The sequence below is a fragment of the Streptomyces sp. JJ36 genome (assembly GCF_021696945.1).
In the GTDB taxonomy this organism is placed as follows: Bacteria; Actinomycetota; Actinomycetes; order Streptomycetales; family Streptomycetaceae; genus Streptomyces.
In genome coordinates, this window is the sequence record NZ_JACYHE010000102.1 from 1 (window position 1) to 15701 (window position 15701).

At 74.4% G+C, this 15701-nt stretch carries 10 protein-coding genes; 8 read left to right on the forward strand and 2 right to left on the reverse strand.

From position 1 onward, the window contains the following. Nucleotides 1-143 precede the first annotated feature (143 nt). Nucleotides 144-1649: an MFS transporter gene (locus HOY81_RS25195; RefSeq protein WP_237323008.1), complete on the forward strand. Its 1506-nt coding sequence runs from the start codon at nt 144-146 to the stop codon at nt 1647-1649. 87 nt (nt 1650-1736) lie between these two features. Here HOY81_RS25195 and HOY81_RS25200 read toward each other — a convergent pair whose 3' ends face one another. Next, complete coding sequence (locus HOY81_RS25200) at nt 1737-2993, reverse strand: lipase (RefSeq protein ID WP_237323009.1); 1257 nt, start codon at nt 2991-2993, stop codon at nt 1737-1739. Nucleotides 2994-3116: 123 nt separating this feature from the next. Next, the gene (locus HOY81_RS25205) at nt 3117-4406 is read right to left on the reverse strand and encodes a helix-turn-helix domain-containing protein (protein WP_237323010.1); all 1290 of its coding nucleotides are present in this window, start codon (nt 4404-4406) and stop codon (nt 3117-3119) included. Nucleotides 4407-4605: 199 nt separating this feature from the next. On the opposite strand from HOY81_RS25205, the gene HOY81_RS25210 reads away from it, so the two are divergent. The 7 genes from HOY81_RS25210 to HOY81_RS25240 all read left to right on the forward strand — a co-directional run bounded on the left by HOY81_RS25210 (nt 4606) and on the right by HOY81_RS25240 (nt 15384). Next, complete coding sequence (locus HOY81_RS25210; RefSeq protein ID WP_237323011.1) at nt 4606-5532, forward strand: proline dehydrogenase family protein; 927 nt, start codon at nt 4606-4608, stop codon at nt 5530-5532. 85 nt (nt 5533-5617) lie between these two features. Then, complete coding sequence (gene pruA, locus HOY81_RS25215) at nt 5618-7249, forward strand: L-glutamate gamma-semialdehyde dehydrogenase (RefSeq protein WP_237323012.1); 1632 nt, start codon at nt 5618-5620, stop codon at nt 7247-7249. 452 nt (nt 7250-7701) lie between these two features. Then, nucleotides 7702-7848, forward strand: coding sequence for a hypothetical protein (locus HOY81_RS25220; RefSeq protein WP_237323013.1), 147 nt, complete (start codon nt 7702-7704; stop codon nt 7846-7848). A 172-nt stretch (nt 7849-8020) separates the two neighbouring features. Next, nucleotides 8021-9058 carry a 3-isopropylmalate dehydrogenase gene (locus HOY81_RS25225; protein ID WP_237323014.1) on the forward strand — a complete coding sequence of 346 codons (1038 nt, stop codon included), beginning with the start codon at nt 8021-8023 and terminating at the stop codon, nt 9056-9058. 248 nt (nt 9059-9306) lie between these two features. Beyond that, entirely contained in the window at nt 9307-10410 is a 1104-nt protein-coding gene (locus HOY81_RS25230) for a branched-chain amino acid aminotransferase (RefSeq protein WP_237323015.1), read from the forward strand. A 374-nt stretch (nt 10411-10784) separates the two neighbouring features. Next, on the forward strand, nt 10785-12422 hold the full coding sequence (cimA, locus tag HOY81_RS25235; RefSeq protein ID WP_237323016.1) for a citramalate synthase: 1638 nt from the start codon (nt 10785-10787) through the stop codon (nt 12420-12422). Between the two features lie 547 nt (nt 12423-12969). Then, nucleotides 12970-15384, forward strand: a complete 2415-nt coding sequence (locus tag HOY81_RS25240; RefSeq protein WP_237323017.1) for a polysaccharide lyase 8 family protein — start codon at nt 12970-12972, stop codon at nt 15382-15384. Nucleotides 15385-15701 lie beyond the last annotated feature (317 nt).

Here is a 15701-nt window from a genome sequence, read left to right on the forward strand (position 1 = left end):
CGGGCGGTCGTAGGCGGCGCGCCCCCGCCGCACGCACGGCGGCCGCGCGCGCCGCGGCCCGCACGACGGGGCCGCCCGCACTGTGGCGGCCCGGCCGGACCCCCTATCTGCCACCCGGCATCCCGCACGAGAAGGGCTGTGTCATGTCCATGAAATCCCCTGCCTCCGCGCCCCCCGCGGAGGCCCGTAACCCCCGCCGCTGGCTCGGCCTGGTCTTCATCGGCCTCGCTCAGCTCATGATCGTCCTCGACATCACCATCGTGAACATCGCCCTGCCCTCGGCCCAGCAGGACCTCGGCATCTCCAGCGGTGACCGGCAGTGGGTCATCACCGCCTACACCCTCGCCTTCGGCAGCCTGCTGCTGCTGGGCGGCCGGATCGCCGACCGGACCGGCCGCCGGCGGGCCTTCCTCATCGGTCTGGTGGGCTTCGCCGGCGCCTCCGCGCTGGGCGGGGCCGCCGGCGACCTGGGACTGCTGCTGACCGCCCGTACGCTCCAGGGTGTCTTCGCCGCGCTGCTCGCCCCGTCGGCGCTCTCCCTGCTGACGGTGAGCTTCACCGAGGCGCGGGAGCGTGCCAAGGCCTTCGGGGTCTTCGGCGCCATCGCGGCCGGTGGCGGCGCGGTGGGGCTGGTGGTCGGCGGCCTGCTGACCGAGTACCTGGACTGGCGCTGGTGCCTCTACGTGAACGTCCCCATCGCCGCGGTCGCGCTGTTCGGCCGGCTGGTGCTGCCGGCCGACGCCCCCGCCGCCGGGCGCACCCGGACGGACTGGCCCGGCGTTCTGCTGGCGGTGTCCGGCCTCGTCTCCGTGGTCTACGGGTGCAGCGAGGCCGAGTCGGAGGGCTGGGACAGCCGGCTGGTCGTCGGGCTGCTGACGCTCGGCGTGGTGCTGCTGGTGGCGTTCGTGCTGCGGGAGTCCCGCACGCCGTCCCCGCTGCTGCCGCTGCGGGTGGTCGCCGACCGTGCCCGGGGCAGCGCCTATCTCGCCGTCGCGCTCGCCGTGATCGGCATGTTCGGGATGTTCCTCTTCCTCACCTACTACATGCAGGTGGTCAAGGACTACTCCGCCGTCCTCACCGGCGTGGCCTTTCTGCCCCTGACCGGCGGCGTGCTGGCCGGCGCGGGCGGGATCGCCACCCGGCTGCTGCCGCGGGTCCCGCCGCGGGCCCTCGTGGTGCCCGGCCTGACGCTGGCCGCGGCCGGCACCGGCTGGCTGTCCTTCGTGGAGGCGGACACCTCCTACGCCGCCGGGGTGCTCCCCGCGGAGATCCTGGTGGGCCTGGGCATGGGCCTGGTGATGGCGACATCCATGAACTACGCCACCCGCGGCGTCCGCCCGGAGGACTCCGGGATCGCCTCGGCCACCGTGAACACCGCGCAGCAGATCGGCGGCTCGGTCGGCACGGCCCTGCTCAACACGGTGGCCGCCAGCGCCACCGCCGACCATCTCGCCGGGCGTCCCCGGAGTCCGGAGGCGCTGCGGGAGGGACTGGTCGTGGGCTTCCAGGAGGCGTACACGGTGGCCGCCCTGGTGCTGCTGGGCGCCGCGTTCCTCATCGGTCTGCTGATGAACGCGCCGCGGCCCCGTCACGACGCGGCGGCCGGTCCGCCGGCGTCGCACGAGGCGCCCGCCGCGCACCTGGGCTGAGCGCCCCTGCCGGGGCCGCCGCGCCCCGGGCCGCGCGGTGCCGCGCCGTGGCCACCGGCTCCGTACGGTGGCCACGGCGCCCCGCCGTCAGCGCAGCGACCGGAACCAGCGGACGATCTCGCTCAGCGCCGCCACGTGGGAGCCGAAGTGGCGGGACCCGCGCCACTCCACCGGCCCGAGGTCGACGACCCCGGCGGACGTGCCGCTCGCCCGGAAGGCCGCCCGGCAGTGCGCGGTGTTGGCCTCCACCGCCTGCTCGTCGCCGCCGGTCAGGTAGAGCCGCAACGGGGCCCGCGGCGCCCATCCGGTGCAGGAGCGGTCGGCCGCCCGCAGCGCCTCGGCGAGCCCGCCGCGCGGGCGGCTCAGCAGGTCCCGCCCGTGCGGGGTCAGCAGTTCTCCGAGGGTGCCGGGGGTGGCCCGGGCCAGCTCCTCCCAGGTGTGCGTGCCGTCGAAGAGGTCCTCCACGGTCCGCGCGTAGGGGGCGCGGAACACCTCCCCGGGGGTGGCGTACACGTCGTACACCCGGTCGAAGGACACCAGGGCGTAGGCCGTGAAGAAGACGCTGTTCGGGGGCGGCACCCGGCCGGAGAGCAGTGCCGGGATCTCCGCGTCGCGCAGTGCGTAGGCGCCGCTCACCGGGGCCAGTGCGCCCAGCCGGAACCACCGGTCCGCGCCTCCGTGCAGTGCCCGGCCGAGGCCCAGTGCCGCCGGTGCGCCCTGGGAGAAGCCGGTCACCAGCACCTCCCGGCCGAGCAGACGCCCGGTCAGCGGGGCGAAGCGGCGGGCCGCCCGCAGCATGTCCAGGGCGGCCGTGGTCTCCGAGGGCAGGTCCATCCAGGGGTGCGTCCCGGGCCCGGAGCCCAGCCCGAGGTAGTCGGGGGCGACCCCGGCGAACCCCGCCGCGGCGTAGGTGACGGGCGCGGCACCGGTGAACCCGCGCGGGTCCGCGGACGGCGCGTCGGCGCGGTGCAGTTCGGTGCCGTGTGTGAAGGAGACCGGCCGGAGCCGCCCGAACCGTCCGTGGGGCAGGGTGAGCAGCCCGCTGGCGGTGGTGGGCCGCCCGTGCGCGTCGACGGTGCGGTAGACCAGCCGGTAGGCGTCCACGCCGTGCCGGACGGTGTCGCTGCGGAATCCCAGTGCTGTCAGGCCGCCGGCGACGGCCGCGGGGGAGGGTTCGGTGAACAGGCGCTCGGCCCGGACCAGGGTGCCCCGGTCCGCCGTACGGGCCGCGGGGCCGGTGGCCGGGGCCGTGTCGCCGGCCGCGGAGGCGGGCGGCGCGAAGGCCAGCAGCGTGAGGAGGGCGCAGAGAGCCGCGAGGGCTCTGCCGGGCAGCGCGGTGGGCATGGGAAGGTCCCCGCTTCCTGGGTCGGCGGTCCGCGACGAGCGATGGACAGCCTAGGGAGAGAATCTGGCACGCTCATGACACGTCACGGTGATCCCGCAGCGCCGTACCCGGGCCGGTACGGCTCAGCGCCCCGCCGCGGGCCGGTCCGCCGCGGCGAGCCGCGCGCCCTTGAGCGTCATGTGCAGCAGCAGCCGGTCCCCGCCGTCGTCCAGGTCCAGCCCGGTGAGCTGCTCCACGCGGGACAGCCGGTAGTAGAGGGTCTGCCGGTGGATGCCCAGCTCGGCCGCGGTCCGCCCGGCCTGCCCCGCGCGGTCCAGGAAGGTCTCGGCGGTGCGGGCCAGTTCCCGGTGTCCCGGCTCCAGCAGCGCCCCCACGGCCGGGTCCGGGGTGCCCGGCCCGGGCAGCGTGGCCAGCAGCCGGTACGGACCCAGCGCGGCCCACTCGGCGACCGGGCCGCGCGCCGGGTCGGCGAGCGCCACCCGGGCGGCGGCCCGGGCCTCCCACCAGGCGCGGGGCAGTGCGGCCAGCTCGTGCGGGCCGCCGATCCCCGCCCCGTAGGCCGCGGCGTCCGGCCCGGCGTCCCGCGGCCGTCCCAGCAACCGCTCCGCCACTCCGCGGGCCGGGGCGAGGTCGCTCCCGGTGCGCAGCCGGACCAGCACCGCCAGCATGCGGGACGCGCCCGGGGGGCCGGGAGCGGCAGCGCCGGGCGCGGCCGGACCGGCGGGTGCCGCCGGGCCGGTCCCGTCCCCGGAGCCGGCCGTGCCGGCCGGGTCCGCGGCCACCACGCAGCGGGCCAGCACGCCGGGCAGGCCGCCGGGGCCCGCGGAGGGTGCCGCGTCCTCGTCCGGTTCCCAGGGCGTCACCGCGAGCAGCGCCAGCGGGCCGTCCGCCGACGGGCCCAGTGCTTCCCGCAGCTCGGCCGGGTCCCGGCCGCCCGCCGGGTCGGCGAGCAGTTCCCGGAGCAGTTCGCCCGCGTGCGCGCCGGCCCGGGACTCCGCGGCCAGCAGGGCGCCGATGCGGGCCGTGGTCCGCTGGGCCCGCGCCAGCCGCGGGTCGGCGAGGTCCAGGGCTCCGTCGTCCAGCAGCCACACGTAGCCGTGGACCACGCCGCCGTGCCGGGCGGGCAGGCAGAGCCGCCCGGTGCGCACCCCGGCAGCCGGTTCCGGGGGGATCCGCACGGGCTCCTGCGCCCGGGTGATCCCGAAGCCCTCGAACCAGGCCCGGACGGCGGCGGTCGACCGCCGTTGCAGGATCGACCGGGTGCGGACCGGGTCCGGCTCCGGTGCCTCCCCGTCGTCCGCGCTCTCGTGGGCGCCGAAGGCGATCAGCCGGAAGTCGCGGTCCTCCAGGGTCGCCGGGGTGCCCAGCGAGGTGGAGATCTCGTCGATCAGCGTCTGATAGTCCTCGCGCATCGCGCCTCTGCCCGCCTCCCGGACCGCTCTCGTCACAGCCTCTCCGGCCATTGTCATACATCTGTCTGAGATCCGGGCCACGGATGCGTGACAGCTGTCGATGGTGGCGCGGCGGCGCGATCCTTAAGTTGCACGGAGAAGAACGGCGGCCTGCGTCCCGGTGTCGCAGCCGCCCGAACAGCATCGATGGAGGTGCCCCGTGCTGGGTCCCGTGCTTCTCGCTGCGGCGCGCAGCGACGGCATCCGCCGTGTCGTGTCCGCGGCGCCGGTCACCCGGTCCGTGGTGGACCGCTTCGTGGCGGGCGAGCGGCTCGACGAGTCGCTGGGAGTGGTGCGGTCGCTCACCGACCGCGGTCTGGAGGTGACCCTCGACCACCTGGGCGAGGACATCACGGACCGTGCGGAGGCCCGGCGCAACCGGGACGCCTATCTCGCCCTGTGCGAGGCGCTGGCCGCCGAGGGCCTGGGCGAGCGCGCGGAGATGTCGGTCAAGCTGTCCGCCTTCGGGCAGGCGCTGCCCGGCGGCGACGACGTCGCGTACGAACTGGTCCGGCCCGTCGTGGAGGCCGCGGCCGCCGCGGGCACCACGGTGACCCTGGACATGGAGGACCACACCACGGTCGACTCCACCCTCGGCATCCTCGCCACGCTGCGCCGCCGCTTCCCGCAGACCGGCGCGGTGCTGCAGTCGTACCTCTTCCGCACCGAGGACGACTGCCGGGCGCTGGCGGGGGAAGGATCCCGGGTGCGGCTGGTGAAGGGCGCGTACAAGGAACCCGCGTCGGTCGCCCACCAGGACAAGCGCGCGGTGGACCGAGCCTACGTCCGGTGTCTGCGCATCCTGATGGCGGGGCAGGGCTACCCGATGATCGGGTCCCACGACCCGCGGATGGTGGCGATCGCCCAGGAGCTGGCGCGCCGCGCCGGGCGCAAACCGGACGCCTACGAGTTCCAGATGCTGTACGGCATCCGCGAGGCGGAGCAGGAGCGTCTGGTGGCGGAGGGACACCGTATGCGCGTATACATCCCTTACGGAACGGACTGGTACGGATACTTCATGCGCCGTCTCGCGGAGCGCCCGGCCAACCTCGGCTTCTTCCTCCGCGCGCTGGCCTCCCGCGGATAGCCGCGGCACCCCGCGGCCCGGGCCCCGCCGGCCCCGCGGCACCCACGACCGACGACACCCCGAACGTGAAGGAGACACGGCAGCCATGGACGCTGTGACCCAGGTCCCCGCCCCGTACAACGAGCCGGTGCACACCTACGCCCCCGGCAGCGCCGAGCGCGCCCGTCTCGAGAAGAAGCTCAAGGAGCTCGCTGAGAACCCGCGCGAACTGCCCATGACGATCAACGGCGAGAAGCGCATGGGCGGCGGCGCCCGGGTCGACGTCGTGCAGCCGCACAACCACAAGGCCGTGCTCGGCACCTACGGCACCGCCACCCGCCAGGACGCCCGGGACGCGATCGACGCCGCCCTGGCCGCCGCCCCGGCCTGGCGCGCGATGTCCTTCGACGACCGGGCCGCGATCATCCTGAAGGCCGCCGAGCTGCTCTCCGGCCCCTGGCGGGAGACGATCGCCGCCTCCACCATGCTCGGCCAGTCCAAGACCGCCCAGCAGGCGGAGATCGACGCCCCCTGCGAGCTGATCGACTTCTGGCGCTTCAACGTGCACTTCGCCCGTGAGCTGCTCGCCGAGCAGCCGCCCATCCAGCCCAAGGGGGTCTGGAACCGGCTGGACCACCGGCCGCTGGAGGGCTTCGTCTACGCCGTCACGCCGTTCAACTTCACCGCCATCGCGGGCAACCTGCCCACCGCCCCGGCGCTGATGGGCAACGTGGTGGTCTGGAAGCCCTCGCCCACCCAGACCCACGCGGCCGTGCTGCTGATGGAGCTGCTGGAGGAGGCCGGTCTCCCCAAGGGCGTGATCAACCTGGTGACGGGTGACGGCAAGGAGGTCTCCGAGGTCGCCCTGCCGCACCCGGACCTGGCCGGCGTGCACTTCACCGGCTCCACGGCCACCTTCCAGTACCTCTGGAAGTCCGTCGGCGAGAACATCGCCACCTACCGGTCCTACCCCCGGCTCGTCGGCGAGACCGGCGGCAAGGACTTCATCGTGGCCCACCCGACCGCCGACCCGGCGCTGCTGAAGACCGCCATCACCCGCGGGGCCTTCGAGTACCAGGGCCAGAAGTGCTCGGCGGCCTCCCGCGCCTACCTGCCCCGCTCGCTGTGGGAGGGCGGCTTCCGGGAGGAGCTGGCCGCCGAGGCCGAGGGCCTGAGCATGGGCGACGTCAGCGACCTGTCGCACTTCATCGGCGCCGTCATCGACGACCGTGCGTTCGCGAAGAACAAGGCCGCCATCGACCGCGCCAAGGAGGACCCGTCCTGCGAGATCGTCGCGGGCGGCACCTACGACGACTCCGTCGGCTACTTCGTGCGGCCGACCGTGATCGCCTGCTCCGACCCGGAGAACGAGGTCTTCAAGCAGGAGTACTTCGGCCCGATCGTGGCCGTCCACGTCTACGAGGACGGCGACTGGGAGGCGATGCTGGACCAGATGGAGTCCGCCTCCGCCTACGCCCTGACCGGCGCCGTGATCGCCCGGGACCGGCAGGCCCTCACCGAGGCGTCCGAGAAGCTCCGCTTCGCGGCCGGGAACTTCTACCTCAACGACCGGCCGACCGGCTCCATCGTGGGTCAGCAGCCCTTCGGCGGGGCCCGTGCCTCCGGCACCAACGACAAGGCCGGCTCGAAGTTCAACCTGCTGCGCTGGATGTCCCCGCGCGCCATCAAGGAGACCGCGGTGGCCCCCACGGACTACCGCTACCCGCACATGGACTGAGCGTCTCCGGAGCGACGTGCCGGTGCCGGGCCCGGCCCGGCACCGGACCTCCGGACGCCGGGCCCGGCGCCCCGCTGCCCCGCGGGGGTGCCGGGCCCGGCGGCGTTGCGCGGCGCGTGCGGCGGACCACCACACTGGCGGCGCGCTGCCGGGGACACCCCGCACGCGCCCGGGCAGACCGTTTCTCCCCGGCCCGAGTGACCCGGCCCACAGTGAATCAGCGCAGGTCGGAGCCGGTGCCGTCTCAGATAGTAGGAAGCCCAAGTAAAAGCGAGACATCGCGGCGGTTCCCGCTTACCGTGGAACAAGCCGAACGTCTCGCTTCATCAGCGACCGGCGGCCGAGGCCCGGTGCCCCACGGCAGGTGATCCCTGCGCACCGCGCGCCCCCGCCCCTTCCGGCATGTTCCCTCCCCCTCTCCAGCCTGTCGTGTGCAGAAGGAGCAGCCGACCATGGACGAGACCGCCCGCCGCCGCGCCCGCCACCACGCCGCCCGCACCGGGCACACCGCCCGGAACGACGCCGACCGCCGGAACGCCGCCGCCGCGCTCCAGCGCGCCTTGGACCGTCGTGACAACGGCGGCGCCACCGGGCACTGAGCCGCCCCGCCGCTTCCTGAGACCGCCCCCTCCGGCCGCCGTGCCCCGGCCGGCGGCCGCGCTGCCTGCCTCTCCGGCCGCCGGGCGCGCCCGGCCGGCGCGCCCTGTCGGCGTCCGTCCGCATCCTGGACGGGTTGTGTCGGAGCGTGGGACGAGGAGTAGGGTCCGTCACATGTCTCGCAGCATCAGCCTCGCAGTGATCCCCGGTGACGGAATCGGCCCCGAGGTCGTCGCCCAGGGCCTCAAGGTCCTGGACGCCGCCCTCCCCGGGGACGTGAAGCTGGAGACCACGGAGTACGACCTGGGCGCGAAGCGCTGGCACGCCACCGGGGAGACCCTCCCGGACGCCGAGCTGGAGCAGCTCGCCCGCCACGACGCCATCCTGCTGGGCGCCGTCGGCGACCCCGGGGTGCCCTCCGGAGTCCTGGAGCGCGGTCTGCTGCTGAAGCTGCGCTTCGCGTTCGACCACTACGTCAACCTCCGTCCCGCGCGGCTCTTCCCCCGCGCGGCGACGCCGCTGGCCGGCGACCCGCAGATCGACTTCGTGGTGGTGCGGGAGGGCACCGAGGGCCCGTACACGGGGAACGGCGGCAGCATGCGCACCGGTACCCCGGCGGAGGTGGCCACCGAGGTCAGCGTGAACACGGCGTACGGCGTGGAGCGCGTCGTCCGCGACGCCTACGAGCGGGCCCAGGCCCGTCCGCGCAGGAAGCTCACCCTGGTGCACAAGAACAACGTGCTGGTGCACGCCGGTCACCTGTGGAAGAACACCTTCGACCGGGTCGGCCGGGAGTACCCCGAGGTCACCACGGACTATCTGCACGTGGACGCGGCGACGATCTTCTTCGTCACCGACCCCGCGCGGTTCGACGTGATCGTGACCGACAACCTCTTCGGTGACATCCTCACCGATCTGGCCGCTGCCGTGACCGGCGGCATCGGCCTCGCGGCCTCCGGGAACATCAATCCCACGGGCACCTTCCCCTCCATGTTCGAGCCGGTGCACGGCTCGGCGCCCGACATCGCGGGCACCGGGAAGGCCGACCCGACCGCGACCATCCTCTCCGTCGCGCTGCTGCTGCGGCATCTCGGCCTGCCCGCCGAGGCGGCACGGGTGGAGGACGCCGTCACCGCGGACCTCGCGGAGCGTGACGACGACCGCACCACCGAGGCGACCGGCGACGCCGTCACCGTACGCGTAACCGGCTAGCCCGGCGCCTGTCACGGCCGGGCACGCGGGGCGCCCGGCCGCTGTGCAAGGTGGCGGTCAGGTGTCACCATCTATCCCAGGACCGCCACCCCTGTCCGCCTCCCGGCCCGAGGCGCGCGATAATCGGACGCCGGGGCCGCCGCACGAGGGGAAACTCGGACGTCCTAGTACCGCTCGTGCGTCGGGTACGTACGACCGGGAGGGCGGGGACGCGGTCCGCCACGACACTCAGCGAAGGACGCGCTCACATGACGACGCCCAGAATCGACTTCGACCTCAAGCCCTCGGCACAGCCGCTGTCCGGCACGGAGCGCGAGGCGGTGCTGGCCGACCCCGGCTTCGGCCGTCACTTCACGGACCACATGGTCACCATCAAGTGGACCGAGGGCCGCGGGTGGCACGACGCGCAGCTCCAGCCCTACGCGCCGCTGCCGATCGATCCGGCGAACATGACGCTCCACTACGCCCAGACGATCTTCGAAGGGCTCAAGGCCTACGCGCAGCCCGACGGCTCGGTGGCGACCTTCCGGCCGGACGCCAACGCCCGGCGTTTCCAGAACTCCGCCCGCCGCCTGGCCATGCCGGAGCTCCCCGTCGAGACCTTCATCGAGGCCTGCGACGTCCTCGTGCGGCAGGATCGCGCCTGGGTCCCCACCCAGGGTGAGCAGTCGCTCTACCTGCGCCCCTTCATGTTCGCCACCGAGGTCGGGCTCGGTGTGCGGCCGGCCGGCGAGTACCTCTTCATCGTGATCGCCTCCCCGGCGGGCGCCTACTTCCCGCGCGGCGTGAAGCCCGTCTCCGTCTGGCTCTCCGAGGAGTACGTCCGCGCCGCCCCCGGCGGCACCGGCGAGGCCAAGACCGGCGGCAACTACGCCGCCTCCCTGGCCGCCCAGGCACAGGCCGCCGAGCAGGGCTGCGACCAGGTGGTCTGGTTGGACGCCACCGAGCGCCGCTGGATCGAGGAGATGGGCGGCATGAACCTGTACTTCGTGTACGGGACCGGCGAGCACGCCCGGATCGTCACCCCGGAGCTCACCGGCACGCTGCTCCCCGGCATCACCCGCGACTCGCTGCTGTCCATCGCCGCCGACATGGGCCACGAGGTCTCCGAGGGGCGGATCTCCACGGAGGACTGGCGGGAGGGCAACGCCGACGGCAGCATCTCCGAGGTCTTCGCCTGCGGCACGGCCGCGGTGATCACGCCCGTCGGCGAGGCGAAGTCGGCCCGCGGGAGCTGGACCGTGGGTGACGGGCAGCCCGGCCCGGTCACGATGAAGCTCCGCGAGGCCCTGCTGGCCCTGCAGACCGGGCACGCCCCGGACCCGCACGGCTGGCTGCACCGGATCGTCTGACGACTTCCGGTCCTCCGGGGCGGGCGGCCCCGGAGGACCGCAGGGGCGGCCGCCTCCGCGGTGCGGGCCGCGGGTGCCCGTATCGTGAGACGTCCCGCGGCAGGGCGCCGCGACGTGCCACACTGCTTCCGTGCTCTCGTTCACCATGATTATCGGTGACAGCGCGCCGGTCCGCAGTGACCGCTGACCCGCACACCCACCCGTACGCGGCAGCGGACACCGTGTCCCAGACCCGCGCGCAGACCTCTCGTACCCACGAGGGGTCTTTTCGTTTTTCGGCCCACCACGCCGGAGGACGACCGCGCGGGAGATGACGGGGACAAGTGGAGCCGAGCCTTCCGGACCTTCGCCCACTCGACAGGAGCAAGACCACCATGACGCAGGACGTCCCCAGCGACGACTTCCACGTCTTCGACACCACGCTGCGCGACGGGGCGCAGCGCGAGGGCATCAACCTGAGCGTCGCCGACAAGCTCACCATCGCCCGCCATCTGGACGAGTTCGGTGTCGGCTTCATCGAGGGCGGCTGGCCGGGGGCCAATCCGCGCGACACCGAGTTCTTCCGGCGCGCCCGGGCGGAGATCGACTTCCGGCACGCCCGGCTGGTCGCCTTCGGCGCCACCCGCAAGGCCGGCGTGCAGGCCGCCGAGGACCCGCAGGTCAGGGCGCTGGCGGACTCCGAGGCCCCGGTGGTCACGCTGGTCGCCAAGGCGCACGACCGGCATGTGGAACTGGCGCTGCGCACCACCCTGGAGGAGAACCTCGCGATGGTGCGGGACACGGTCGCCTACCTCCGGGAACGCGGCCGCCGCGTCTTCGTCGACTGCGAGCACTTCTTCGACGGCTACCAGGCGAACCCCGGCTACGCCAAGGCGGTGGTGCGCGCCGCGCACGAGGCCGGGGCCGCGGTGGTGGTGCTCTGCGACACCAACGGCGGCATGCTCCCCGCCCAGGTCCAGGCGATCGTGCGCACCGTGCTCGGCGACACCGGCGCCCGGCTGGGCATCCACGCCCAGGACGACACCGGCTGCGCGGTGGCCAACACCCTCGCCGCCGTGGACGCCGGCGCCACCCACGTGCAGTGCACGGCCAACGGCTACGGCGAGCGGGTCGGCAACGCCAACCTCTTCCCGGTGGTCGCCGCCCTCCAGCTCAAGTACGGCAGGCAGGTGGTGCCGGAGGAGGCGTTGCGGGAGATGACCCGCATCTCGCACGCCGTCGCCGAGGTCGTCAATCTCACCCCCTCCACCCACCAGCCGTACGTCGGCACCTCGGCCTTCGCGCACAAGGCCGGGCTGCACGCCTCCGCGATCAAGGTCGACCCCGACCTGTACCAGCACATCGACCCGGAGCTGGTCGGCAACTCCATGCGGATGCTGGTCTCCGACATGGCCGGCCGCGCTTCCGTCGAGCTCAAGGGCAAGGAGCTCGGCTACGACCTGACGGGCGACCGCGAGCTGGTCGGGCGCATCGTGGACCGCGTGAAGGAACAGGAGCTGCGCGGCTACACCTACGAGGCCGCCGACGCCTCCTTCGAACTGCTGCTCCGCGACGAGGTGCACGCCGGCGCCCCGCGCTTCTTCCGGCTGGAGTCCTGGCGGGCCATCGTCGAGGACCGTCCGGACGGCACCCACGCCAACGAGGCCACCGTACGGCTGTGGGCGAAGGGCGAGCGGGTCGTCGCCACCGGGGAGGGCAACGGACCGGTGAACGCCCTGGACCGGGCGCTCCGCATCGGGCTGGAACGCATCTACCCGGAGCTGGCCCGGCTGGAGCTGGTGGACTACAAGGTGCGCATCCTGGAGGGCACCCACGGCACCCAGTCGACGACCCGGGTGCTCATCTCCACCAGCGACGGCACTTCCGAATGGTCCACGGTCGGCGTCGCGGACAACGTGATCGCCGCCTCCTGGCAGGCGCTGGACGACGCCTACACCTACGGTCTGCTGCGCGCCGGGGCGACGCCGGGCGAGCGGCCGGGCGCGCCGGCCGCGGCCGCGCCGGAGGCGTAGCCGAGGAGAGTGCGGTCCTGGGGCGCGGGCGGCCCGGCCCGGCCGCCTCGCCCCCTGCGGCCGGAACCGGGCCGCCCGCTCAGGAGGCGCCGGGCACCGTCAGCCCGGGCGACGGCCGCCTGGGCGGCGGGTTCGGCCGCCGGCCTGTTCGCCGTGGACACCCCGCTCTACACCGGGCCGCTGGTCCCCGTGTTCGGCGGACTCGGCGTCAGCTCCCTGCTCTCCGCCGCGGTGACCGGCCTGCGCTTCCCCACCACGTCCCGCGAGCGGCGTCCGGCCACGGCAGTCCAGGCCGGACAGGAGCGTGCCCCGGCCGCCGTCCGAACGCCCCCCGACGGTACCTGCCCGCGGAACGGCGCTGTCCGCGTCCCGCGCGGTCGCGCCCCCCCCGTGCCCCGGCAGCGGGACGCGGACAGCGCCGATCCGGCCACCGCCCCCTCTTCCCCGGCGGGCCCCGTTGCCGGGTGCCCCGGTGGCTGCTAAACCCCGGAAGAGGTCGCACCACCCGCCCGTCGCCGGTCCGCGCCCCCGCCGAAAGGTGTCCGTTGTGCCGCCTTCTCCCCGCTGGTCCCGCCGGGGTTTCCTCGCTGCCTCAGCCGCCTCGGCCGCGGCCGCCGGAGCCTTCGCCTCCGGCGGTGCGCCCTCCCGGGCCGCCGGCCCGCCGGCTCCGCCCGGACCGGCGCCCGCCGCGGACGAGTTCGCCGTGCTTCGCCGGCGCTGGCTCGACCTGCGTCTCGGCACCGGCTTCGACCCGGCCGCCGAACCGTACGCCGGCCGGCTCCGCGACACCGGCGCCCGCGCGGCCGCCCTGCGCGCCGCCATGACCCCCACCGACGACGGGCTCTTCCCCGGCCATCCCTTCGACCCGCCCTCCGGCATCACCCAGTCGTACGCCCGGCTGGCCGTCCTGGCCGAGGCCTACGTCCAGCCCGGCACCGGCCTCACCGGGGACGCCGGGGTGCTGCGCGACCTGCTCGCCGGACTGGAGCACGTCCACGACCGCGTCTACCACGCCGGCACGACCCGCTACGGCAACTGGTGGGAATGGCAGATCGGCAGCCCGCGGCTGCTCCTCGACCTGATCGCGATGGTCTACGAGGAGCTGCCGCCCGAGCGGCGCGCCGCCTGTCTCGCCGCCGTGGACCACTTCGTGCCGGAGACCCTGCTGGACGACTACGCCGGCGTCTCCACAGGCGCCAACCGCGTCGACTTCTGTCGCGTCTTCGCGCTGCGCGGTGTCCTGGGTTCCGCGCCGCGGAAGCTCGGCCTGGTCGGCCCGGGGCTGGCGCCCGTCTTCCCGTACGTCACCGAGGGCGACGGGCTCTACGCCGACGGATCCTTCATCCAGCACACCTGGGTGGCCTACTCCGGCACCTACGGTCATGTCCTCCTCGACGGCCTCGGACGGCTGTTCACCCTGCTGGACGGCACCCGCTGGGAGGTGACCGGACCGGGGCGCCGGATCGTCCTGGACAGCGTGGAGAAGGCCTACGCGCCGCTGCTGCACGACGGCCTGGTGATGGACAGCGTCAGCGGGCGGGCCATCTCCCGGGGCCGGCTCACCCAGGACACCCGGGACGTGCTGCGGAGCGACCACAGCCGCGGTCACCTGCTCGCGGCGGCGATCGTGCTGCTGGCCGGCTGCGCCGGCCCGGCCGAGCGCGCCCGCTGGCACGCCCTGGTGCGCGGCTGGATCGCCCGCGACACGGCGCTCCCGGTGCTGACCGACCCGCAGTTCGGGGTCGCCGACCTCGCGCGGCTGCACGCCGTCGACGCGGAGGACGGCCCGGTCGCCGAGGAGCCGGTGGCGCACACGGTGTTCCCCGCGATGGCCCGTGCGGTGCACCGGCGGCGCGGCTGGTGCGCGAACATCGCCATGGCCTCGCGCACCGTCGCCCACTACGAGTGCGGCAACGGCGAGAACCCGCGCGGCTGGCACACCGGTTCCGGACTGCTCTGCTGGTGGGGCCCGCGCGGCACGCTCGACCAGTACACCGACCACTACTGGCCCACCGTGGACTGGTACCGCCTGCCGGGCACCACCGTCTCCACCCGGCGGCTGCCGGACAACGCGGGCGGCGAGTGGGGCGCGCCCAAACCGGACGTCGCCTGGGTCGGCGGGGTGACCGACGGCGAGTTCGCAGCCGTGGGCCAGCATCTGAAGGGGCTGGAGAGCACGCTCGACGCCCGCAAGTCCTGGTTCTGCGCGGCTGACGCGATCGTCTGCCTCGGCGCCGGCATCAGCGCCGCCGACGGCACCCCGGTGGAGACGATCGTCGACAACCGCAATCTCGGTCCCGACGGCACCGCGCGGCTGACCGTGGACGGCGTGCCCCAACCCGGCCCCGGCACCGTCGTCCATCCCCGCGCCCGCTGGGCGCACCTCGCCGGGCACGGCGGCTGGGTCTTCCCGGGCGGCACCCGCCTCACCACCCGGCGCGAGACCCGTACGGGCTCCTGGGCCGACATCAACGCGGGCGGCAGCCCCGAACCCGTCACCCGGCACTGGCTCACCCTCTGGACCGACCACGGCACCGACCCGCACGACGCCCGCTACGCCTACGTCCTGCTGCCGGGCGCCTCCCGCGGCCGGTCGGCCGCCCGCGCCGCCGCCCCCGGGTGGCTGCGGATCGACGCCAACACCGCTGCGGCGCAGGGCGTCACCCTGCCCCGGCTGGGGCTGACGGCGGTGAACTTCTGGCGCGCCGGTACGGTGGGGAGGCTCCACGCCACCGGGCCGGCCGCCGTGCTGCTCCGCCGGCAGGGCCGCACAGTCCAGGTCCGCGTCGCCGGGCCCACCCGTACGGGCGAACCGTTCGACGTGATCTGGGACCACCCGGTAGCCCGGGTGACCGAGGCGGGCGACGGCGTGCGGGTGCGGGAGACCGGGGACCGGCTGCGGCTGCTCCTCGACCCGGGTACGGCGGGCGCCACGCTGGGGTGCACGGCCCTGTGCGGCTGAACAACGGGCCGCGGCGCCTGTAGGGACCCGACAGGAGCGGGGCCGGACGGTGGGAGAGTTCACTGCCTTCCCGCCTGGGCCGTCCACAGTTCTGTCCAGCGCAGCCATGAATCCGGCTCCGAGACTGTACGGATCTGACGACGGCGTGGCGCGCGGCGGTTTCGTAGGGTCTTTACATGACCGATTTGCCTCAGGACTCCCGTGGCCGCGTGGCCGAGCTGCATTCCCTCCGCGAGCAGGTGCTGGCGGGGCCTTCGGAGAAGGCGACGGGGGCGCAGCATGCGAAGGGGAAGTTGACGGCGCGTGAGCGGATCGAG